The sequence below is a fragment of the Candidatus Galacturonatibacter soehngenii genome (assembly GCF_008830185.1).
GTDB lineage: Bacteria > Bacillota > Clostridia > Lachnospirales > Lachnospiraceae > Lachnotalea > Lachnotalea soehngenii.
In genome coordinates this window covers 710,944-733,111 of sequence record NZ_WAGX01000005.1, presented here as the reverse complement: position 1 = coordinate 733,111, position 22,168 = coordinate 710,944, and the positions used below count along the sequence as shown (strand labels likewise).

20 protein-coding genes and 1 pseudogene are annotated in these 22,168 nt (G+C 33.9%); 17 read left to right on the top strand and 4 right to left on the bottom strand.

The annotated features are described in order from the left end of the window. Positions 1-130: 130 nt before the first annotated feature. The 11 genes and pseudogenes from F7O84_RS19610 to F7O84_RS10865 form a co-directional block, all read left to right on the top strand. Positions 131-397 (top strand): annotated as a pseudogene (locus F7O84_RS19610) (colicin D domain-containing protein); the annotation flags it as partial. Positions 398-407: 10 nt separating this feature from the next. Next, on the top strand, positions 408-998 hold the full coding sequence (locus F7O84_RS10910) for an Imm64 family immunity protein (protein WP_151144862.1): 591 nt from the start codon (positions 408-410) through the stop codon (positions 996-998). Positions 999-1,090: 92 nt separating this feature from the next. After that, positions 1,091-1,345, top strand: coding sequence for a hypothetical protein (locus F7O84_RS10905; protein WP_192451723.1), 255 nt, complete (start codon positions 1,091-1,093; stop codon positions 1,343-1,345). 109 nt (positions 1,346-1,454) lie between these two features. After that, positions 1,455-1,763, top strand: coding sequence for a ribonuclease domain-containing protein (locus F7O84_RS19605; protein WP_151146691.1), 309 nt, complete (start codon positions 1,455-1,457; stop codon positions 1,761-1,763). Between the two features lie 16 nt (positions 1,764-1,779). After that, positions 1,780-2,160, top strand: coding sequence for a barstar family protein (locus F7O84_RS10895; protein WP_192451722.1), 381 nt, complete (start codon positions 1,780-1,782; stop codon positions 2,158-2,160). 110 nt (positions 2,161-2,270) lie between these two features. After that, on the top strand, positions 2,271-3,059 hold the full coding sequence (locus F7O84_RS10890; RefSeq protein WP_243140873.1) for a polymorphic toxin type 33 domain-containing protein: 789 nt from the start codon (positions 2,271-2,273) through the stop codon (positions 3,057-3,059). Positions 3,060-3,071: 12 nt separating this feature from the next. Further along, positions 3,072-3,470 carry a DUF4279 domain-containing protein gene (locus F7O84_RS10885; protein WP_151144858.1) on the top strand — a complete coding sequence of 133 codons (399 nt, stop codon included), beginning with the start codon at positions 3,072-3,074 and terminating at the stop codon, positions 3,468-3,470. Between the two features lie 667 nt (positions 3,471-4,137). Then, on the top strand, positions 4,138-4,824 hold the full coding sequence (locus F7O84_RS10880; RefSeq protein WP_243140872.1) for an RHS repeat-associated core domain-containing protein: 687 nt from the start codon (positions 4,138-4,140) through the stop codon (positions 4,822-4,824). A gap of 59 nt (positions 4,825-4,883) precedes the next feature. Next, the gene (locus F7O84_RS10875; RefSeq protein ID WP_151144855.1) at positions 4,884-5,888 is read left to right on the top strand and encodes a hypothetical protein; all 1,005 of its coding nucleotides are present in this window, start codon (positions 4,884-4,886) and stop codon (positions 5,886-5,888) included. Further along, positions 5,888-6,445 (top strand): hypothetical protein, encoded by a 558-nt coding sequence (locus F7O84_RS10870; RefSeq protein ID WP_151144852.1) that lies wholly within the window; start codon positions 5,888-5,890, stop codon positions 6,443-6,445. The genes F7O84_RS10875 and F7O84_RS10870 overlap by 1 nt, the downstream gene beginning before the upstream one ends. Before the next feature lie 143 nt (positions 6,446-6,588). Next, complete coding sequence (locus tag F7O84_RS10865) at positions 6,589-6,918, top strand: DUF3969 family protein (protein ID WP_151144850.1); 330 nt, start codon at positions 6,589-6,591, stop codon at positions 6,916-6,918. A 378-nt stretch (positions 6,919-7,296) separates the two neighbouring features. Here the strand turns inward: F7O84_RS10865 and F7O84_RS10860 are convergent, their stop codons facing one another. Then, positions 7,297-8,820, bottom strand: coding sequence for a response regulator transcription factor (locus F7O84_RS10860; RefSeq protein WP_151144848.1), 1,524 nt, complete (start codon positions 8,818-8,820; stop codon positions 7,297-7,299). 11 nt (positions 8,821-8,831) lie between these two features. Continuing rightward, entirely contained in the window at positions 8,832-10,616 is a 1,785-nt protein-coding gene (locus F7O84_RS10855; protein WP_151144846.1) for a sensor histidine kinase, read from the bottom strand. A 165-nt stretch (positions 10,617-10,781) separates the two neighbouring features. Between F7O84_RS10855 and F7O84_RS10850 the strand changes: the two genes are divergently transcribed. From F7O84_RS10850 to F7O84_RS10830, 5 genes are all read left to right on the top strand, one after another. After that, positions 10,782-12,119 (top strand): ABC transporter substrate-binding protein, encoded by a 1,338-nt coding sequence (locus F7O84_RS10850; protein WP_151144844.1) that lies wholly within the window; start codon positions 10,782-10,784, stop codon positions 12,117-12,119. Between the two features lie 55 nt (positions 12,120-12,174). Beyond that, complete coding sequence (locus tag F7O84_RS10845) at positions 12,175-13,107, top strand: carbohydrate ABC transporter permease (RefSeq protein WP_243140871.1); 933 nt, start codon at positions 12,175-12,177, stop codon at positions 13,105-13,107. Positions 13,108-13,109: 2 nt separating this feature from the next. Further along, positions 13,110-13,961, top strand: a complete 852-nt coding sequence (locus tag F7O84_RS10840) for a carbohydrate ABC transporter permease (protein WP_151144842.1) — start codon at positions 13,110-13,112, stop codon at positions 13,959-13,961. 118 nt (positions 13,962-14,079) lie between these two features. Then, a complete protein-coding gene (locus F7O84_RS10835; RefSeq protein WP_151144840.1) occupies positions 14,080-17,229 on the top strand; it encodes an alpha-mannosidase in 3,150 nt (1,049 codons plus the stop codon). 12 nt (positions 17,230-17,241) lie between these two features. Further along, positions 17,242-18,567 (top strand): glycoside hydrolase family 28 protein, encoded by a 1,326-nt coding sequence (locus F7O84_RS10830; protein WP_243140870.1) that lies wholly within the window; start codon positions 17,242-17,244, stop codon positions 18,565-18,567. 224 nt (positions 18,568-18,791) lie between these two features. Here F7O84_RS10830 and argS read toward each other — a convergent pair whose 3' ends face one another. Both argS and F7O84_RS10820 read right to left on the bottom strand, forming a co-directional pair. Beyond that, positions 18,792-20,561 (bottom strand): arginine--tRNA ligase, encoded by a 1,770-nt coding sequence (gene argS / locus F7O84_RS10825; protein ID WP_151144838.1) that lies wholly within the window; start codon positions 20,559-20,561, stop codon positions 18,792-18,794. Between the two features lie 89 nt (positions 20,562-20,650). Continuing rightward, positions 20,651-21,487, bottom strand: a complete 837-nt coding sequence (locus F7O84_RS10820) for an AraC family transcriptional regulator (RefSeq protein ID WP_151144836.1) — start codon at positions 21,485-21,487, stop codon at positions 20,651-20,653. A gap of 216 nt (positions 21,488-21,703) precedes the next feature. On the opposite strand from F7O84_RS10820, the gene F7O84_RS10815 reads away from it, so the two are divergent. After that, a complete protein-coding gene (locus tag F7O84_RS10815) occupies positions 21,704-22,090 on the top strand; it encodes a hypothetical protein (protein WP_151144834.1) in 387 nt (128 codons plus the stop codon). The last annotated feature ends 78 nt before the right edge of the window (positions 22,091-22,168 follow it).

Genomic DNA, 22,168 nt, shown 5'->3' with positions numbered 1-22,168 from the left:
TGGCAACCAATTGATTTTTTTGAAATTAGTGTATGGGTTTAGATAAATATAATAGTTCGGAGTCTTTGCCAAGGGAGGCTCTGAGACAAAACTTCCAAAGACTGAATATAGTAAGTCTAAATTACAACATGAATATAAACATGCAGAAGATTTTGGAGTAGAAGGAAATTGGAATAATAATAAAGCTAAAGAATATCAAAAAGCAATTCAGAAACACATTGATAATGCACCGGAAGTATATAAGTCTAAATATAGAGGTGAAGATGTTTATGTCTATTTGAATGAAGAAACTTCATTAGGAGCATATGTCGATATGAACGGAAATTATATAGGTGGGTGGAAGTTTAATTCTAAGCAAATTAATTATCACTTAACAAATGGTGTGAAAATAAAATAGGAGGATTATAATGGGAAGCTTTATAAGTATAGGAATTGTCTACACAGATAAAAATATTATTAAGATGGGTGATGATTTGGTTGATATAATAAAATACTTATCTCCATTTTGTAATAAAATAGTTGTAAATTATCCAGACGATGATATTTGTGAAAATTGGGAAGAAAAATCATTTGTAGGAGAAGAAGGATTTGAAAAAGCATTTTCGATATTAAATGATAAAAAATTTTCAACAGGAAAGATATATTGCAAAATACAAAATAAAGATTATAATGTCTTAGTTAGTATAAAAGGTAAAAATGATTTGTTTAGGGGAATTCTTTTTGAAATACCAGAAGAAGAACTTTTTTTAGAAAAATTTTCAAGTGATATTTTAGATATTATAACTGATAAAATTGCAAATAGTATTATAGAATTATGGAATAATACAGAGTTTAATTATGCTTTTTGTGATAGTGAGGCTGATATTGAATATTCACTATGTGAAGTGAGAGCGAGTGAAAAACCAATATATTCAATGTTATTATTAAAAAATGAATTCAATCAACCTATTGTACGATTAGGTTCATGGTGTATTGATGGATTAACACCAAGAAAATAGATATATTAATATTCATACATATATATTTACACTAAGGGGGCAAAATTATTTTAATAGTATACAAGGAAAATTAATAAAAAGGGGAAAAGCATATGGAAAATATATGTCCAGTTTGTAATTGTAAAAAACTATTTGAACCACCATATGATAGTGAAGGGTATGGTTCAGATGAGATATGCCCGTGTTGCGGATTTCAATTTGGATGTGATGATTATCCAGATAAAATGGAGAGTCAGAGAATGTGGAGGGAAGAATGGATTAAAAAGGGATGTATATGGTTTTCAAAGGGTAGACCAGCACCACATCAATGGAATGCAAAGGAACAATTAAATAAAAAGAACGATTAGATAAAATTGCATCAATAAGGTTAGACCAGCTATTAAAAAAATATGTAGCTGGTCTAAATTTCTGTAATAGTTTAAACTCTTTGCAGAGGGAGGCTCTGAGACTAGTAAGATAGGTTCTAGAACTGTAAAATCTTTATCTAAAAATGCAAAGGAAAGTTATAAAAAATATAATGATTCAGGTTGGAGTGGAAATGTTCCAGGACAATCAGCAGGAACTAAAGCAGGAGGTACATATAAAAATCTTAATGGGAAACTACCAAAGGTAGATAAGTCTGGTAATAAAATTACATATAAAGAATTTGATGTTAATAATAAAATAGAAGGTCAAAAAAGAGATATGGAAAGATTTGTTGTTGGAAGTGATGGTTCAAAATATTATACTAGTGATCATTATTCAACATTTGATAAACTCAAATAAGAGGAGGCAAAATAATTTGACAAATAAAGTTATATATATCAAAAAAATAAACAACGACTCATTTACAGAAGGATTAAATATAATATTGGACGGAAAAAAAATAAAAACGAAAGATAATTTTCTTGAAGTTATTGAGGAAAAATTGCAATTTCCTTATCCATGCAATGGCAGTTTGGATAGTTTTTTAGATTGGATGAGAGATTTATCCTGGATAAATAGTAAAAAAATAAACTTAATTATTTATGATTATAAAGAATTCCTTAATGACAATTTGGAAGTCAAAGAAATAATTTTAGATTGTTTTGAAGAAGATATATTGCCTTATTGGGAAGAGGATGTTAAAACAACCATGGTAGATGGCGAAACGAAAGAATTTAATGTATATTTAGTATTATAGTACTGATGGAGAGTTAATGGTTTAAGAACAGTTATGAATAAATACTATAATAAATTTAGGATTATAATAGTGGTATTGGAGGTTTCCTGACTCAAGATACTTACCTTGGAATGCTTGAAGATCCGTTGACGCAGAGTTTACAAAATAGATATGGAGGAGCAAGTGTTACAAATGTAACAAGCAGCTATGAGTATGTAGATGGTAAATTAGTTACCGCCATGTCTGATAATGAGCATAAGATGTGTTTGGATGCGAAGAATGCAAATGATAAGATTCAATCACCCGAAGTTAAGATTCCAAAATGTTTACAGGTAATAGACAGCTATTTTAAGGGATTAGGAGATGCATTATTTAATAGTATATCACCATTTAAGGTTGATACCAGTACAGGAAAATATCAAAATGCTTACGATAGTGGAAGTAAATTAGGTGATACGATAGCAATCCTTAGCTTACTATGGTCAGTAGCAGGTGGAGGAGGTTTAACGGCTCCAAAAGCGCCTGTAGTGGCAGGAGGATCTGGTGGTAGTGTAGCGGTTGCGATTGATGGAAGCGCTGTAAGTGGATTGTATGGTGCATCTGGATTCAGTGATGTTGAAGATGAAATTAAGAAATTGCAAGAGGGAATAAAGAAGAGTGAGAAAGGGGATAGTGGAGGTAAAAATAAGGGAGGCTCTAAAACAGAAAATCTTGACCTAGATAAAGTAAACGATAAATACTTAAAAAAGAAGGGGGTAGATGCACATCAACTAAAAAAAGATATATATGGTAAAAAGGCTAAAGTTGCTGAATATGATATTTATGTTGATAAGAATACAGGGGAATTATACACTCAGAGGAAGCCTCAATATAATATAAAAGGTGAATCCCCTATAGCAACTGGAGAATATATAAAATAGGAGATAATAATTATGGACAAGACTAATTTAATGGTAGAATTTAGTATTATTGGTGAAGACTTTAATCCTGAAAAAATAACTAAAATGTTGATGGTAGAACCTACAGAATATTATATGAAAGGTAGCAAGAATGAACGTAATTTTGAAATGAAGGAATCCTGTTGGAGCATAAGCACAGGTTATGTCGAAACATTGTATGTTAGTGAGTTATTTGATGAATTATTACATAAATTAACAAATAAAAAAGAAAAAATTGTTAAGTTGAAAAAAGAATATAATTTAACATGTAAATTTTTTATCGTGATAAACATTGAAGAAAACATTAAGCCTGCAATTTATTTAGATAAGGAGATTGTTGAGTTTGCTAACTTTCTAGAAGCAGAATTTGATTTTGACATGTATATTTATTAATTATAGTATATATTTAATTATGTCTATACTTTAGAATTTCCAACTTATTTAATTTCTGTCTATTAATTCACATCATGTCTCTCACGAAGTGATGTAATACATGATATGAATTAATAGACTTAAGCAAAAAATTCTGCCTTGGGTATACATTGGGATTTTTAGGTGAAGTTCCAATATGTTCATATAAACGCACTATTTGTAACAAAAAATTTTGTTGCGAAAGGTGCGTTTTATTATGAAAATAAAAAAAGTGAACTCAGAATCAATTAAAATCCATGAGAATACCGAGGTAAAACTTATAACAGCGGGAAATACTCGAGAAGTCCAGTTTTGAGTTGGAAATAACAATTACTGTCCGATACAGAACATCTAAAAAGATAAATACATTGATAAAGAAACTGGGGAGATTAAAGAGAGAAAGAAATCTGAAAACCGTTATCAAACACCCAAAAGTGTTAGAAAGAGTATCAACAAACTAATGGATTTGATACGGTGTAATGCCACGGACCCTAGTAATTGTAAGTGGCTTACACTCACCTATTCTGATGTGATGACAGACCATACAAAAGTATATGAAGATGGGAAAATGTTTTTTAGAAGATTGTAACGATATCTGAATAATCAGACCGATATATCAGATGGTTAAAAGGTATTCAAAATGAAACCAATGTCAAGGGAAATAGAGGATTTTATCCCGGATGATGAACCAGAGGCATTAAGTGGTTACGAAAAGATATTGTATGACACTGTATTGATTCCAAGTGGAACCGAAGAAATCGAACGTCAAAATTACAGAATGACCAGCTATGTCAATGATGTGAATCAAGAGTATACACAAGTCCTAATGGAGTATGATGTGAATGGAGAAGTAGCGTCTGTCTACGATTATGGTGTACAACGAAATAGTTATACAAATCAAAGGCGTGATGCAAGTCAGACCCAGTATTACATCTATGATGGAAGAGGAAGTGTATCGGCATTAACAAGTATTTATGGAAATGCAGTGGTAAGCTGTCAATATGATGCATACGGAAGTGCAACAGTAAATGGGGATACATACAGTCCATACCAATACAACGCGGAAGCAGTAGATTGGAATACCGGATTGCAGTATCTAAGGGCAAGGTATTATAATAGTGGTATTGGAGGTTTCCTGACTCAAGATACTTACCTTGGAATGCTTGAAGATCCGTTGACGCAGAATCTGTATACTTATACGGGGAATAATCCGGTGAATCTGATGGATCCGAGTGGGCACGGTTGGCTTGGTAATCTGTTGGATAAAGCAACGGAAGCAATTGATAAGGGAATAAAAACAATAAAAAAACAGTTAACGAAGCATGGGAAGATTTAAAGGAATTTGGAAGTAAAGTAAAGAAAACGGTAACAGAAGCAGTTGATACAGCAATCGATATGATTACAGGAGGGTCAAAGAGTAACAGTTCAGCCACAGGCGGAGGAAGTGGAGGAAGCAGAACCGGTGCTACGGGTTCCTACAATTCTTCTGGACAGAGTGGGGGAGGTTATACCGATCCATTTACGAATTATCTAGCTAATCAGTCTGATGATGCACCCCCAGTTGATCCAGTGACGCAGAGTTTACAAAACAGATATGGAGGAGCAAGTGTTACAAATGTAACAAGCAGCTATGCGTATGTAGATGGTAAATTAGTTACCGCCATGTCTGATAATGAGCATAAGATGTGTTTGGATGCGAAGAAAATCCAAACTAAGGTAAAAAATGCTGTAAATGGAATGCCAGAGCCGGTAAAACAGCTAGCCACGTTTTTGGGAGGATTTGCGGACAGTGTATTAAAGAATGTGTATAGTATAGATATTGGTACCGAACCATATAGTAAGACCTATCAGACCACCTATAACAAGGGTGAAATAACAGGAGATATAGTATCAATGCTGTTAGGACTTATAACTGCTGCGTCAGGAGCAAGCACCATGCAAAAAGGAGCGGGCATAACGTTAGTATCTACTGCAACTGGTCAGATAGAAATATCTGGAGCAGGAGCTGGAATAATGGTGTTGGGAGCTACAGAAACTGCAGCTGGAATCAAGATATCTATAAGTGCAAGTAAGAAGCTTGGTGAGGATATTAGTAAGGGAGACTCTGAGACTGGTAAAAATGGTACATATGAAAAAGCAGATTATCATGGAAAAACTAATAATTCAGTTAAAAATAAAGCACCTAATAATGGACAAGAAGCATTAGATAACTCCGTTTCGATAGGAAAAAATACTACTAGGAGAGTTGGAATTAGTGATGGAGAAATAGTTGTATTTGATGAAACTACAAAGGGAGTTTTTCATGGACATGTACGTTCTTGGAGTGAATTATCAGAACCAATGAAAGCCGCATTAAAGAAGGCAGGAATGGTAACAAAGAAAGGAAAGATTATAAAATAGTGGAAAATTATATATTATTTAATCAAAATACATTTAGAATTGAACTACAAATAATGGACGATATAGTAGATTATTATTCCAATATTTGTATTAGATTGATTGGAGAGAATAATATCTATGAAATTTTAAACGATAATATTTATTTTTTGAAAAACATCAAGGAAATGTACAGCGTTGATATTGAAAAATACGAAATTGATGCAAGGATTTTGGAACAAAAATTAGGTGTATTACAAAATGAGTATTATTATTGTTTAAATGAAAATATTTCTAATAAAGATATTATTATGGATGAAAATGATGAGTGGATTGGCGAAAAATATTGTTGCTTTACTACATCAGAATATTCAACTTGGTTATATAAAAAAGGGGGTAAGTTTTATTTAATGGTTACACCAATGTTTAGATATTTTGATGAAGAGAACAATAGAGAATTATATCTAGAATTTATTAATGAATATCGAAATATATTCTTTTCGGAAATATTATTGGAACAACTAGAAAAAATTTGTGATATTATAGAAAAGATATATCAACAAGCTGTGACACCACAGTAAAATGTTAGACCAGCTATTGGAAAGATTGTCTATAGCTGGTCTAAATTACTATTTAGTTTAAATTTTGCTAAGGTTAGTTATGAATTAAAATTTAATGTTAAAGTAAAACGTGGATGGAGTAATAAGTAGGAGATAATAAAAATATGAAGATAGAAAATATATGCTTTAAGACGAATGAAGTAGATACCAAAATTCTTTTAATAAATATTATAGGAGTTCTTGTTGCTATTAAAGAAAAGAAAATGTCAATTGAAGAAGCTGAAAAATTTATTTTTTCACCCTATTTTATTCAGAAAGTAAAAGAAAGTTGTGATGAGGAACAATTAATTGATATTCTCGAAAGAGGATGTGAGATAGAAGATATTGAATCATTATTACCAGATAGATTGGAATATAATGTTCAAATATTAATTGATAAAACGTTAAATCTTTTAGGATTATTAGAAAAAAAAGAAGAAGATTTTTGGATATAATAACTAATGTATTCACAAAATTTTAACTAGGATTGAACTGTTATATTTATTAGGGTTATACTTTCGGACTTCCAACTCCGTAAAACCCTGTCTCTTAATTCAATATCATGGCTTTCTTCCGAAGGAATAGAATCCATGATATGAATTAAGAGACTTAAGCAAAAAAATTGCCTTGGGTATACAATCGAATTTTTAAGTGAAGTTCTAATAACTAAAGTATTCATAAAATCTTTTTTTGCAACCAGTAGAATGCGGCTTTCTTTTCCCATAACAGGTACTTATCTTTGGAAAAGAACAGCCGCAAATATTGTAACTATGCATGCTTATGTGTGAGACAAAAAACCGTGTATAAATCAGTAAAGTACACTCTCTTCTTTCCTACATCCCTTCCTTCTTCTGCCTCTCCCAATACTCACTAGGTGTACACCCAACATATTTTTTAAACACCTGACTAAAATAATGAGGATTGCTACCAAATCCCACCTGCTTTGCAATATCTTTGATGTTATCATTGCTGTACAAAGAGAGAAGCTTTTTAGCCTCTTCCATACGGATTCGATTCAGGTAATCAGAGAAGCGTTCACCCTCTTCTTTTACAAACTGTTTACTTAAGTAGCCGACACTGATGAATAAATAGTTTTCTGCAAGCCATTTTAAAGAAAGATATTCTGCATCCAAATGACTACTCACATAATTTTTAAGCAAGGTAATATAGGATTTTTGTTTATTCTCCAGAACATTTTCTTCTGATAAAGTATGAGAAGGAACCACCCGCAATAATTCATAGATGGATGAAATGGTGGTACAAGAATATACTTTTCGAAAGAAGTCACAAGCCATATCAAGTGAATTTTCGGCGTCTGAATTACTGAGCATAAGGTAAAGTTCAATGGCAATTTTTTTTGCAGAATCAAGAGATTCTGTATTGGCAAATGTAGTCTGTAGTACTTCATTTAATTCCTCTTCACTGGTTGCGTTTTTCATAACGGTTTCTAATTCTTGTAGTTTCCATGAGGAGGTCAAATTATTTCTAATTTCATACACGTTAAGAGAAGAATCAAAACAAAGAATTTGCCCAAAGCGGGCAATTTTTTGTATGATGGATTGAAATAGCTCAAAGGTTGTATGATAATGAAGAAAATTAACCTCAAACGTTACCGTTTGATCAGGGTATTTTAGTTGCTCAATACCTTCTTGTAATGCTTCTTGCAGTGCAAGAGATTCCACATCCAGAATTAGAATAACCGTATTTTTAACAGCAATCATTGGAAAGAAGGATGTGATTCCTTGCTTTTTAAGTAATGTTTGTACGTCCTTTATAAAAGTGTTTAGATGGGTTTCTTCCACAAAGGAACAAATACAAGCATGAAGGCAATTTTTTTGAAAGGCTAGTAACTGGTCATATTTTTGGTAGCATTTTAAAAAGTCATGTTGCCATTCTAGTGCTTCAATTAAAAAGCATTGCTCCATTGGAAAACGGACGGTATCAAGGATTTGCTTTTGTTGTACTTGCTGTTTTTGTTTCTCCTCCATACGAGTATCGTGTATTTCAATTAATGCTTGAATGAGTTCTTGCTTATTGGTTGGTTTTAAGAGAAAATGCTGTACTCCAAATTTCATCGCTTGCTTGGCAAATTCAAACTCTCCATAGCCAGATAAAATGATATATTCAATCCCAACATCAAGATTATTAGCTCGTTCAATTAATTCCAGACCATTTAAAATGGGCATTTTAATATCAGTAATGACCACGTCTGGATAGCTGTCACATATAATATCAAAGGCTTCCATTCCATTTTTAGCAGTTGCAATGACTTCATAACCCAATGAGTTAAAATCAATCATTTTAGAAATGGCAGTCCTTATTGTTTCTTCGTCATCAACGATCATAAGTCGTAACATGTTGATTCTCCTTATATAAATAGTGTTGTTTCATCTTCTGGCATATCCTTTTTATAGGTTTTTGGTATGGATAAAACGACAACAGCCATACCATCTTTGTTGTAAAAGGATAGCCCATACTCTTCTCCATAAATCAAGCGCATCCTTGCATTGATATTGGCTAGTCCAACACCACTGCCTTCTGCTTTCAGTGTATGTTCTTCCAGTTTTTGAAGTAGGTTTTCTTCAAAGGAAGAGCCAGTATTTGCTACTTTAAGCAGATATGCATCCTTTTCTTCTTCCAGTTTAATTTGTATGATACAGGTTTCATCACTATATTCCATTGCATGCTTTAGCGCATTTTCCACAAGCGGCTGAATACAAAGCTTAGGGATTAGCATTTTATGGTATTGTTCTGGGATTGTGATTTCAAACTGCAATCGTTCTTTAAAGCGAATCTTTTGTATCTGAATATAATTGTTTAAAAAGGCAAGTTCTTGTTCTAGATAAATTAAGTCCTTTTGTTCTGCAATGGAAGCACGAAATAGATTCCCAAGGGACAATGCCATGGTAGAAATATCTTCTGCTCCATACATCTGTGCCATCCAATTGATGGTATCTAGCGTATTGTAAAGAAAATGCGGGTTGATTTGTTGTTGCAGCATTTTTATCGAAGTATCTTTTAATAATATTTGTTTGTCATAATTCTCATCGCGAAGGACTTTTACACTATGTGTCATCTGATCAAAGCTTCTATGAAGTGTTCCGATTTCATCCATTCTGCCTTCATAATGATATGGATTTTTTGGAATGCTAGTGATACCATTCCCAAATCTTTTTATTTTTTCTACCAGATAATCCAGATGCTTTAGAATGCTTTGCACACTGATGTTAGTAAAAATTAATGCAATGATAGAAAATAAAATAGTATAAAATACGGTATAATATTTCGCTTTCGTTATATGGTCAAAGATTCGATTGTAATCACGAAAGTAATAGTAATCCCAATCTACGGAATGCATGGAACCCGTTATGATAAACTTTTTCTTGCCTTCATACGTATCAATGTGATAAGCTTTTAAATCTCTTGAAGATACAAACGTTTTAATATCATGTGTGATTTCTTTTGGATAGATTTGTTCGGATTCTTGCATTACAATAAAGTCAACTAGATTTGGAGAATAACCAGCATCTAAAAGAGCGTTCGTAATAATTTGCTCCATATCGACATCAATGTAGAGAACTGCAAGGGTTCGAAGCTTTAAATATTTTAACTGTCTAATTTCCCTTGTGCAAAGAATAGAATAATTGGAAATCTTACCCGTTGCCCAAAAAGGTCTGCCTACATCATTGATTGCCTGTTGATTCAATGTGTTTAAATCGATTTCGCTTGCAGGAAAGGTATCCCCCATACTAATGATGGTATCGTCCATAACCAATGTAATTGATTTTATGTAATCATTTGAAAACATATAGGTATAGAGAGACTCATAGGCTTCACGTTTGGCAATAGCGGCTTTTGTATTATTTTTATTATCCAACAAATAAGTCAGATTTTGCTGAATCGAAGAGTCAGCTATGATATAATTGGACAGGTTTTCAACGAAAGCCATTTCGGATTCAATATTTGAAATGACATTATTTAGTAACTGTGCATTCGTCTCATACATGTCTTTATCGTATTGTCTGGTTAAAAAATGAAGGTTTAAAAAAAATGCAATACAAATGGAAAGCAATGCCATAAAAACGATTAATGTAATTTTTTTTCTTATCGGTATATTTTGAAATGTACCAAACAGGTGTCTTTTTTTTACCAAAATAAATCCCTCCCTGCCACAGATTATACAAAACAGACAAGGAAAGGGGAAGGGATTTTATCAAAATATCGTTTTTTTTACCCCGAAAAAGCCGTTTTTTAAATTTACTATTTGGGGAAGGATACCTATAATAAGCTTACAACAAACAAAACAGGAGGATTAGATATGAAAAAAAGAGCAATATCCATGATGCTTGCACTTACCATGGTAGCAAGTGTAATGGCAGGATGTGCAAACTCTGCATCCGATACAAAAACTAACTCAGATGGAGCAACAACGACAGAAGCAACTGATACTGCTAAAACGGATAGTGGTGAGAAAGTTCAATTAAGTCTTTGCTGGTGGGGGAATCAGACAAGAAATGATTTGACACAAAAGGCAGTTGACCTTTATATGACACTGAATCCAAATGTGGAAATCAAAACAGAGTTTACAGATTGGTCAGGATATTGGGACAAGCTTTCTGCAATGGCATCGGGTGGAAACCTTCCAGATATCATTCAACAGGATTATTCTTATATCAGCCAGTACCAAAAAAGTAATCAGTTAGCTGATTTAAGTCCTTTTATTCTTGATGGAACCATTGATACAAGTAAAATAGCTGATTCCATTATCCAAAGTGGAACAATTGATGAAAAAGTATATGCACTTAGCTTAGGAAGTAACGCTCCAATGATGGCATACGACAAAGAAATCGTTGATAAAGCTGGGGTAGAAATTCCAACACAGCCAACGATTGATGAACTATATGAAATTGGAAAAACCATCTATGAAAAAACAGGTGTAAAAACATACTTTGACGGTGGTGTAAACATGGTGCAGATTCTTGCAAGAACCAAAGGTTCTCATTTCTATGATGAAATTGTTGCAGGAACTACAGATGCAACCAAAGCACACTTTGATAATGTTCAAAAATTTGCGGAAGCAGAGTTTGCAATATCACCTGATTTATTAGCTGAGAAAAATCCAGATGTGGTTGAGACAAAACCAATCGTTGACCAGACAACTTGGAATGACTTTACTTACTCCAATCAGTTTATCAGTATATCAAATGCAGCACAAAGAGAGCTTGGAATTACAATGTATCCAACAACAGCAGATGCAAGTATACAGCCAGAATTCTTAAAACCAAGTATGTTTTTCGCAATTTCTGAGACTTCAAAGAACAAAACAGAAGCAGCAAAATTCTTAGATTGGTTCATTAATAGTGACCAGGCAAACAAAGTGTTAATGGCAGAACGTGGAATTCCAATTAACTCAGAAGTTGCCAACCTATTAAGATCAGAAGTAGATACCGTAGCTTCAAAAGTATTCGACTTTATCGCGGAAGTTGAAAAAGTAGCTACACCAATTGATGCACCAAATCCAGCAGGCTCTGGTGAGGTTGAAGCACAGTTAAAGACAACGGTTGAAAATCTACGTTACGCAGATATCACAAGTGATGAAGCTACACAAGATTTTGTAGCGCAAGCTCAAAAAATATTAGAAGAAGCAGCAAAATAATACCCCCCTTAATCCCTTATTTAACAATCATATATAAAGTCTGGAGGAAACAAACTTGAAAAACAGCAAATCTCTTCCGAATCAGAAAAAGACTTTAGGACAAACATTAAATAGCCAAGGAGTTGCAGGATATGTATTTATCCTGCCCTTCTTAATCGGCTTTCTTACCTTTATAATGATTCCTATGGTTCTATCATTCGGTTTTTCATTCACTCGTTATAACATTTTAGATAAGCCAGTATTTATCGGTCTGGATAATTATATCAATATGCTTACCCAGGATGATAAGTTCTGGAAATCCTTTGGAGTTACCCTATACTATGCATTTTTTTCGGTACCTCTTCGTCTTATTATGGCATTAGCGGTTGCAATGCTTTTAGTAAAGAATACAAAACTTTCAGGTTTTTATAGAGCGATCTATTATCTTCCTTCCATTATTGGTTCTAGTGTCGCAGTTGCGATTCTTTGGAAGAGACTTTTTGCTAGTGACGGTGTGTTAAATGCTTTGTTAGCCTTTGTAGGGCTTCCAAGTGATACCGCATGGCTTGGGAATTCAAGTACAGCAATTTGGACGTTGATTGTACTTGCAATTTGGCAGTTTGGATCCTCTATGTTAATTTTCTTATCTGGCTTAAAGCAGATTCCTGTAAGCTTATATGAATCAGCTACCATAGATGGAGCCAATGGAATTCGTAGTTTTTTTAGTATTACATTACCAATGCTTACACCAACTATTTTCTTTAATTTAATTAATCAAATTATCAATGGGTTTATGGCATTTACACAAAGTTATATTATTACACAAGGAAAACCAAGAGATACGACATTATTCTATACTGTTTATATGTATCAAAACTCTTTTACATACAGCAAGCTAGGTTATGGTTGTGCTATAGCATGGTTTATGGTTATATTTGTAGGTTTCATTACATTAGTATTATTTAAGACTCAAAATAAGTGGGTATACTACGAGTCAGAAAAGAGGTAAAAATGGAAAATTACAAAATCAAAAAAACGTCATCAAAAGTGATTTATCATGTATTTACCTTTTTCTTTGCAATTGTCATGATATATCCGTTACTTTGGATGGTAATGAGCTCTTTTAAAGAGACTGCAGAAATCTTTAAAACCGCAGAAAAATTATTACCAGCTAGCTTTGATATCAGAAATTATGTGGTAGGCTGGCAAGGGTTTGCAGGAAACAAATTCTCAATCTTTTTTAAGAATTCATTTGTTATTGCTGGTTTGTCAACCATTGGTGCAGTGTTATCATCAGCCGTTGTAGCCTTTGGCTTTGCAAGATGTGAATTTAAGTTAAAAGGCTTTTGGTTTGCATGCATGCTAATCGCTATGATGCTTCCTTTTCAGGTTATTATGATACCACAGTACATATTATTTAATAAATTAGGATGGGTAGGAACTTACCTTCCAATTATTGTTCCACAATTCTTTGGACAAGGGTTCTTTATTTTCTTAATCATGCAGTTTATAAAAGGAATTCCAGTTGATTTGGATGAAGCAGCAGCAATTGATGGTTGCAGTATTTATGGGATTTTCATTCAGATTGTGTTACCACTTGTTAAGCCTGCGTTAGTAACGAGCGCTATTTTCTCTTTTATGTGGAGATGGGATGATTTCTTATCCGCACTTATTTACATAAGCGATCCATTGAAATATCCAGTTAGCTACGCACTTAAGATGTTTGCGGATCCAACAGCAGGTTCCGACTGGGGGGCTATGTTTGCTATGGCAACCTTATCCTTACTACCAATTTTTCTTATATTTTTGACTATGCAAAAATATCTGGTAGAGGGAATAGCGTCAACAGGAATTAAAGGATAATGAAAAAAAGTGTACACCACGCGCAAACAAGCCGCGTGGATACTCTGTTATAGAATAGGAAAGTTCTATGAACTTTCCTATTCTATAACAGACACTTATTGATATAATGGAGGAAATCATGAAGCAATACAAAAATAGAATTGAAATTATTCTTAAAAGCTTAAGCGAATTAAGATATTCCAATGTAAAATGGGTGGAAGACATAAAAGTCAAGGAAGGAAATTATACCTTTTTTGAAACCTGTGAAACAGACTTAAAACATTCCAAAAATTTTGAACGTGGAGAGACTTGGGGTGGTACGGATAAACATTTTTGGTTTTATGCGACGCTTCCAATGACGAAAGAATACCAGCAAAAGAAGGTAGTAATACAGCTAAATACAGGGGCTACTGACATATGGAATACCGACAATCCGCAGATTATGGTATATAAAAATAATTCCTTGTACGCAACGATGGATATGAATCACCATGAAATTGTAGTAGCCAATGAACATTCAAAGGAAGAACAAATTGACCTTGCCTTTTATGCCTACTCAAACAGCACTGAAAAAACTAACTTTTTCGATTTAAAAATGGCAGTGCTACATGACAAAGTACAAGAGCTTTACTACGATATGAAAGTGCCGTTTGATGCTGCATGTTTACTAAAGGAAGATGACTTAAAAGCAATTAAAACCATTGAGACACTAAATGCGTGTGTTAATTTATTAGATCTTCGTGTTAATCATAGCGAAGCCTTTTTTGATTCTGTAAATAAAGCAATTGAATATTTAAAAGAGCACTTTTATAGTGAGAAACCAGCACATTCTGACGTTGTAGTGCATAGTGTAGGACATACGCATATCGACGTGGCATGGAAATGGCAGATAAAACAGACAAGACAAAAAGTGGTTCGAAGCTTTTTAACTGTACTTAATTTAATGGAACAATATCCAGAATATAAATTCATGTCAAGCCAGCCTCAACTATATCAATATGTAAAAGAGCATGCGCCAAAGCTTTATGAGCAAATCAAAGAAAAGGTAAAGCAAGGACGCTGGGAAGCAGAAGGCGCTATGTGGCTAGAAGCCGACTGTAACCTTGCCTCAGGAGAAGCTTTAATCAGACAGATTCTACATGGAAAACGATTCTTTAAAGAAGAATTTGGAGTAGAAAATCAAGAGGTATTATGGCTTCCAGACGTATTTGGCTATAGCGTTGCCATGCCTCAGATTTTAAAGAAATCAGGTATTCGATACTTTATGACGACCAAAATAGGTTGGAATGAATATAATAAGATTCCAAATGATACCTTCTTTTGGCAAGGACTTGATGGAAGTGAGATATTAACGTATTTCATTACCACAACTGGCTATGATGTATACCCAGAGTTAAATCAAAAGCCAAACTTTAACACAACCTACAACGGATTACAAAATGCGAATCAAATCAAAGGAACTTGGCAGCGTTATCAAAACAAGAATTTGACGCAGGATTTATTGACCTGTTTTGGACACGGAGATGGCGGTGGTGGAACAACACCTGAGATGCTTGAGGAAAACAAGCGATTAGAGTATGGAATCTGTGATGTACCAACAACAAAACAGACCTTCGTAAAGGACTTTTTCCATATCCTAGAAGATAATTTAAAGGGAAAACAGGTACCAAAATGGAATGGAGAGCTATATCTTGAATTTCATCGTGGAACCTATACCTCCATGGCAAGAAATAAGAAGAACAACCGTATGTATGAGTTCATGAATGCAGATGCAGAATTCTATAGTATGCTGGCACTTCTTTACGGAACAGGATATGTTTATCCAACAAATGAGCTTGATAAGGCTTGGAAACTCGTGCTCTTGAACCAGTTTCATGATATCTTACCAGGATCATCTATGAAAGAGGTATATGAAGATTCTGACGAAGATTATGCAGTGGTTCATGAAATCGATGAAACCATTATAAATAAGGCTAAAAATAATATATTGCAAAACCACAAAGAAGCGAGGGCTTGTGAAAAGCTTGCTGTTTATAATACCCTTGGCTTTTCACGTAGCGCAATCGTAGCAGTGGACAAGCATGCCAATCCAATTGAAGGGCTACAAAGTCAGGAATCAAAGGATGGAGAACTTTTATATTTGGTATCTGATGTTACTTCAAAAGGAATGGAAGTAATTGATCAAGAGACTGCAAAAGAAAAAGCAAAGAAGCTTGTGACACAGGATTTTGTTATTTCTCAGCTAGAAGAAATGAAACAGGGGCTACATTTTGTAACACCTCATTATCAAATTCAGCTAAATGAAGTGGGAGAATTTGTTTCTATCTATGACAAAGCAGAAAAAAGACAGGTGTTAAAGAAAGAAGAAGTAGGAAACCGTTTACAAGTATTTGAAGATAGACCAAAAGAATTTGATGCTTGGAATATTGATGTGTACTACAAAGAAAAAAGTTGGATTGTAGATGAGCTTTTAGAATGTAAGGTAGTAGAAAATGGACCAATTCGAGCATGTATTTATATGAAACGTTCCTTCCTAGCATCTACAATTGAGCAAAATATTTATTTTTATCATCATACGAAACGAATTGATTTTCAAACGACTGTGGATTGGAAACAGCAGCAATTATTGTTAAAGACAGCATTTCCAGTTGATATCATGAGCAATAAAGCAACCTACGAAGTACAGTTTGGAAACGTAGAGCGTCCAACTCATGAAAATACCAGCTGGGATCAGGCAAAATTTGAAGTATGTGCACATAAATGGGCGGATGTCTCTGAATATGGTTATGGAGTTGCATTGCTAAATGATTGTAAATATGGCTATGACATCCATGAATCGGTTATAAGACTTACCTTGATTAAGTCAGGAGTTTTCCCAAATCCTTTGGCAGACCAAGAGGTGCATCATTTTACGTATGCATTGTACCCACATGAGGGTGACTTTAGAACAGGAAGAGTAACGCAAGAAGCATATGACCTAAATTGTCCACTTGTGGGTGAAATTGTAACAGGAGTAAAAACACTATCCTATTCCTTATTACAGCTTGATGCAGAAAATGTATTTGCAGATGTGGTAAAACAGGCGGAGGATAATAGTGATATCATCATTCGTGTTTATGAGGCATATGGAAAACGTACGAATGTAACTATGGCCTCCCCATACTTTACGAAGGAAGTATTCGAATGTAACTTGGTAGAGGAAAAAGAAGATACAAAAGAGATAACGAACGAAGCAATTCATTTTGAGATAAAGCCATATGAAATCAAAACCTTTCGTATCAGTAGGTAAGGAGAAGAGAAGATGATATACAATATAATGGAGTATGGAGCCAAAGGGGACGGGCAAACGAATGACGCGGGTGCTATTCAGGCTGCCATTGATGCATGTACTCATAATGGTGGAGGACGCGTTTTATTGCCAGCAGGACATACCTTTAACAGCGGCTCGATTCTTTTGAAATCAGAAGTAGATTTACACATAGAACGAGGAGCAATATTAAAGGCAAGTGACAACCTAGAAGACTATTATCCTTTGGCAAATGAGGGAAAGATTGTTGCCCATCAATCAGGATTACCTTCCTTTTTAAACAGTGAGTACGCGGGGAGGCCCTTTCATGCGTTTATTACTGGATTCCATGAAAAAAATGTTTCAGTGAGCGGATTTGGTACCATTGATGCAAATGAAAAAATATTTTATGGAACGAATTCAGGGTATCACATTGAGGGAACCTATTATCCACGTATTCCGCTCATGCTGTTAGAAGACTTTAAACAGTTGACAATAAAAGATGTCACAATGAAGGATTGTGCTTTTTGGACAGTTCATCTGGTGGGATGCGAAGATGTATTAATTGATGGAATCAGAATTCTAAATAATCTTCAAATGGCAAATTCAGATGGAATTGACCCAGATCACTGTAAGAATGTTAGAATTACGAATTGTCACATTGAATGTGGAGACGATGCAATTGTATTAAAAAATTCAGGTGACTACAAACAGTATGGAAACTGTGAAAACATTGTAATCTCAAACTGTACACTAATCTCAACCAGTGCAGCAATCAAGTTTGGAACCGAAGGAGAAGCTGATTTTAGAAATATATTAGTAAACAATTGCACCATTAGTCGTAGCAATCGTGGAATTTCCATACAAATCAGAGATAATGGAAATGTAGAAAATGCCGTATTTTCTAATATCACCATTGAAACAAGAAGATTTTCACATGAGTGGTGGGGAAGAGCAGAGGCAATCTGCTTAACAGCAATCGATAGAAAACCTGGAATAAAGGCTGGTAAAATCAAAAATATCACTTTTCAAAACATTACCTGCAAAGGCGAGAATGGAATTTTTCTATCTGGAAGCAGTGATAATTATATTGAAGATGTTCGCTTTGAAAATATACGCTTACAACTTACGAAAAAATCGAAATGGGACATTGATGGATATGATGTAAGGCCTTGCCCTGGTGATGGCAGTATTAAGGGAAAAATATCAGGAGTTTATGCAAATTATTGTAAAGAGGTTGTATTCCATGATTTAAAGATAGAAAAGGATGAAAGTATACTAGAATTCTATCAAGAGGATGTGACTTTACTGGAGATAACAGATGTAGTAATACATCAATAATATATTCATACGATAAAGTGGGAGCTACACGATTTGTGTGGCTCCTATTTATAATGCAATTGACAAAGGATTTTTCATGGTAGACACGGTAGAGCAACAGTAGAAGAGATACAAACAACAGTCCAAATTATCGGATTTAACAAAATTGTTATAAGAATCATAAAATAAAGTGCCTAATGAAACAGGCACTTTATCTTATAATAGGGGAGTTTACCTTATCTTTATTACATACGCTCAGGGGCGTTAAAGCCTAATAGATCAATGCTAGTTTCTAATACATTTTTCGTAAGCATTAATAGCTTAATCCAACCAGCTTTTGTTACTTCGTCTTCTTCGGTTAATATCTTCGTCTCATGGTAAAAACGATTGAAGGCATTTGCCAAATCATAAATATAAGAACATATCTTATGAGGAGCAGACTCTTCATAACTTGCTTCTATCACACTGTTTAACTTTGTAAGTTCAAGCATTAATGTTTTTTCAACGTCTGTTTTAGCTGGATTTATAACGGCATTATCAATTCTTTGATTATTTTCAGCATATTTTGCTAAAATAGATTTAATACGCACAATCGTATATAAAAGATATGGACCAGTGTCACCTTCAAAGGAAATAAAACGGTCAATATCAAAAACATAATCCTTAGTTGCTTGATTGGATAAGTCACCATATTTTACTGCTGCAAGTGCAATAATTTTGGCAGTACGGCGTGCTTCATCTTCTGAAACGCCTTCTTTGTTTTCCGTAATTTTCTTATACATTTCCTCGTTAATGCTTGTAATCAGAGATTCAAGACGCATAACGCCTCCTTCTCTTGTTTTGAATGGCTTCCCATCTTTTCCATTCATAGTACCAAAGCCTAAAAATTTTAATTTGGTATCTTCATTTACAAGCTTGGTCTTTTTAGCACAACGAAAGACCTGTTCAAAATACAATTCCTGACGCTTATCTACCACATAAATCATTTCATCTGGATTGTATAATTTCATACGTTCTACAATGGTTGCTAAATCAGTGGTGTTGTAAAGAGAAGCGCCATCTGATTTTAAAATCATACAAGGAGGAATCTCTTTTGTATCGGTATCTTCTTTTACATCTACCACCAAAGCACCATTGCTGATGTAAGCATATTCATTCTCCTTCATATAGGAGACCATATCAGGAATATATGGCTGAGCATCTGATTCCCCTTTCCATAAGTCAAAGGAAACATTTAAGTTTTCATAATTCTTTTTCAAGTCCGTAACAGAAACTTGAATGATATGATTAAATAAAGCAACATAACCTTTATGTCCATTTTGAAGCAAATAGGTAGCCTGCATTGCTTCTTTTTTATAAGCTTCATCTTCTTTTGATTTACCACTGGCTGTTGGATAGATTTCCTCAAGCTCTGATATGGTAAAAGGTGCCTCGCTTGGATATTCACCCGTATAAGTATCATCAAAATAAGGAAGAGTTGGCTTACGATATTTTAGCTCTGTAATAATGAGTCCAAGCTGGAGACCCCAGTCCCCTAAATGAACATCTCCAATCACATGATGCCCCATAAACTTTGCAATTCGTTTCACACTTTCGCCAATAATAGCAGAACGAAGATGACCAACATGTAGTGGTTTTGCAACATTTGGACCGCCATAATCTATGATAATAGTTTTGGGAACTTGCGTCTTTTCACAGCCAAGACGATCATCTTCTAACACTTCGTTTAAATAATCAGCCAAAAAAGAAGGTGAAAGCTTCAAATTGATAAAGCCTGGCATTACAGCCTCTTTCATTTCAAACAAAGTAGATGCCTTTAAAGAATCAATGACTTCATTTGCAATCATAATCGGCGCTTTTTTATATTCTTTTGCAGCAGCCAGAGCACCGTTACATTGATATTCACAAAGGTCTGGTCTGTTAGAGAGGGTAACGCGCGCGTATTTTTCGCTATATCCACAATTGACAAAAGCATCGATTAGCTCTTGCTCAATGATATCTAGTATTTTTTTCATAGTTTCCTCCTAAATATGTTACGAATTAGTTGCACCTTAATACGAGTCACAACCACTTTTTCTATTATAATACGAAATAATTCAAATTACTAGGTTATTTCGCTTGGTGCCTTGTGAAAAAGCTTTTTAAATGCTCTTAGGTAACTAGAGTAGTCACGAAAGCCGCTTTGCTCCGAAGCCTTTATAACAGGCACACCAGCTTGGATCAAGTGATAAGAATGCATCAGCCGCTTTTGCAAAATGTAATTATGAAGCGTAAAGCCCGTTTCTTTTTTGAATTTATGCATTAAATAGTATTTGCTTATATAAAAAGTCTCTGATAAGAAGTCAATGGATAATTCGTCTGTAATGTGTTCATTAATGTAGTTTAATATTTTTTCGATTTGTTTGTCATATTTGAGCGAATCGTCACTTTTTAGATAGAGATTACCTAGAAAAATACGATTTAAATACACCATAAATTGTATAAAAAGAGCTTGGCTCATTAAATTACTTCCAAAATCCTTTGATTGCAAAGAGAGTTCTAATTCTTTGATAATTGTTTTTAAACGATTTTGAAATTTGCTATCCAATCGAATTAAGTTAAAGCTTCGTTCATCTGCAAGTTTAAAACAAGTGGTAATATCAGAGGAATTGTCATTTTGCGAAGTGATGTAGTCGTTATCCACCCAAAGAATAATGCGCTCATATTCTTGCGAAGAATCGATAATAGGTTTATGGATGTCATGATGATTCACTAATAAAATGTCCCAAGGCTTTAGATAATACGCCTTTCCTTCTATAAAATAAGTAACATTTCCGTTTAAGAAAATAATGATTTTATCAAAGTCGTGATAGTGAAAATCAAATTCCTTACTGGTCTTATCTTTCAAATGAAACAATCGAAACTTTTGATCCAAATATCCTGTGCGTTTGTTCTCATTCATAAATACCTCCTTAAGGCAAAAAGCCTGACAGCCAAAACTTGATGCTCCTTTAGTATATAGCACTTTTTACAAGGTATCAAGTGCTATATTAGATAGCACTTTTTGCAACTTATGAAGCAATAATTTCACTATTATAAGCTCAAATATTGTATATAATTATAGTAAGTGATTACGAAACAAAGAAAATAAGCAAGAATTAGGAAAAGGAGAGATTACATGGGAATGGCTTTGAAGGAATATACAGGAAATGAAGAATGTTTTCTTCCAGTTTTTACAGAATCTTTTTTATGTGAGGGCAGTTTATACAATGCATCTTACATCCCAACAGATGATTCCGTACCAACCATTATGCTTGAAAAGGTAATCAAATATCCTACTGATAAGATATTTTATAAGAATAAAATTAATATGGTATTAATCACAGTTCTTAATTCAGGTAAAATTAGAATTGATTCAAAAATCGAAGAAAATAAACGATATGAAACAGCATTGGCTTGTGCCACAGCGGCATACAAGTTTAATTTGGTAAAAAACTACTTAGATGTTGAAGTATCTGATTCAGATAATGTAATACCAATGCACATTCATGCAAGTAATCGGTAATAGCAAATACCACCCTCTACCAAGGTATATTTGTTTATTATACAAAAATGGAAAGAATGCATCGTTCTTTCCATTTGT

Excerpts from the sequence above, each read along its gene's own strand:
- F7O84_RS10910 (WP_151144862.1), top strand. The coding sequence starts at position 408 with ATGGGAAGCTTTATAAGTATAGGAATTGTCTACACAGATAAAAATATT.
- F7O84_RS10905 (WP_192451723.1), top strand. The coding sequence starts at position 1,091 with ATGGAAAATATATGTCCAGTTTGTAATTGTAAAAAACTATTTGAACCA.
- F7O84_RS10890 (WP_243140873.1), top strand. The coding sequence starts at position 2,271 with ATGCTTGAAGATCCGTTGACGCAGAGTTTACAAAATAGATATGGAGGA.
- F7O84_RS10885 (WP_151144858.1), top strand. The coding sequence starts at position 3,072 with ATGGACAAGACTAATTTAATGGTAGAATTTAGTATTATTGGTGAAGAC.
- F7O84_RS10880 (WP_243140872.1), top strand. The coding sequence starts at position 4,138 with ATGTCAAGGGAAATAGAGGATTTTATCCCGGATGATGAACCAGAGGCA.
- F7O84_RS10875 (WP_151144855.1), top strand. The coding sequence starts at position 4,884 with ATGATTACAGGAGGGTCAAAGAGTAACAGTTCAGCCACAGGCGGAGGA.
- F7O84_RS10865 (WP_151144850.1), top strand. The coding sequence starts at position 6,589 with ATGAAGATAGAAAATATATGCTTTAAGACGAATGAAGTAGATACCAAA.
- F7O84_RS10860 (WP_151144848.1), bottom strand. The coding sequence starts at position 8,820 with ATGTTACGACTTATGATCGTTGATGACGAAGAAACAATAAGGACTGCC.
- F7O84_RS10850 (WP_151144844.1), top strand. The coding sequence starts at position 10,782 with ATGAAAAAAAGAGCAATATCCATGATGCTTGCACTTACCATGGTAGCA.
- F7O84_RS10840 (WP_151144842.1), top strand. The coding sequence starts at position 13,110 with ATGGAAAATTACAAAATCAAAAAAACGTCATCAAAAGTGATTTATCAT.
- F7O84_RS10835 (WP_151144840.1), top strand. The coding sequence starts at position 14,080 with ATGAAGCAATACAAAAATAGAATTGAAATTATTCTTAAAAGCTTAAGC.
- F7O84_RS10830 (WP_243140870.1), top strand. The coding sequence starts at position 17,242 with ATGATATACAATATAATGGAGTATGGAGCCAAAGGGGACGGGCAAACG.
- argS (WP_151144838.1), bottom strand. The coding sequence starts at position 20,561 with ATGAAAAAAATACTAGATATCATTGAGCAAGAGCTAATCGATGCTTTT.
- F7O84_RS10820 (WP_151144836.1), bottom strand. The coding sequence starts at position 21,487 with ATGAATGAGAACAAACGCACAGGATATTTGGATCAAAAGTTTCGATTG.
- F7O84_RS10815 (WP_151144834.1), top strand. The coding sequence starts at position 21,704 with ATGGGAATGGCTTTGAAGGAATATACAGGAAATGAAGAATGTTTTCTT.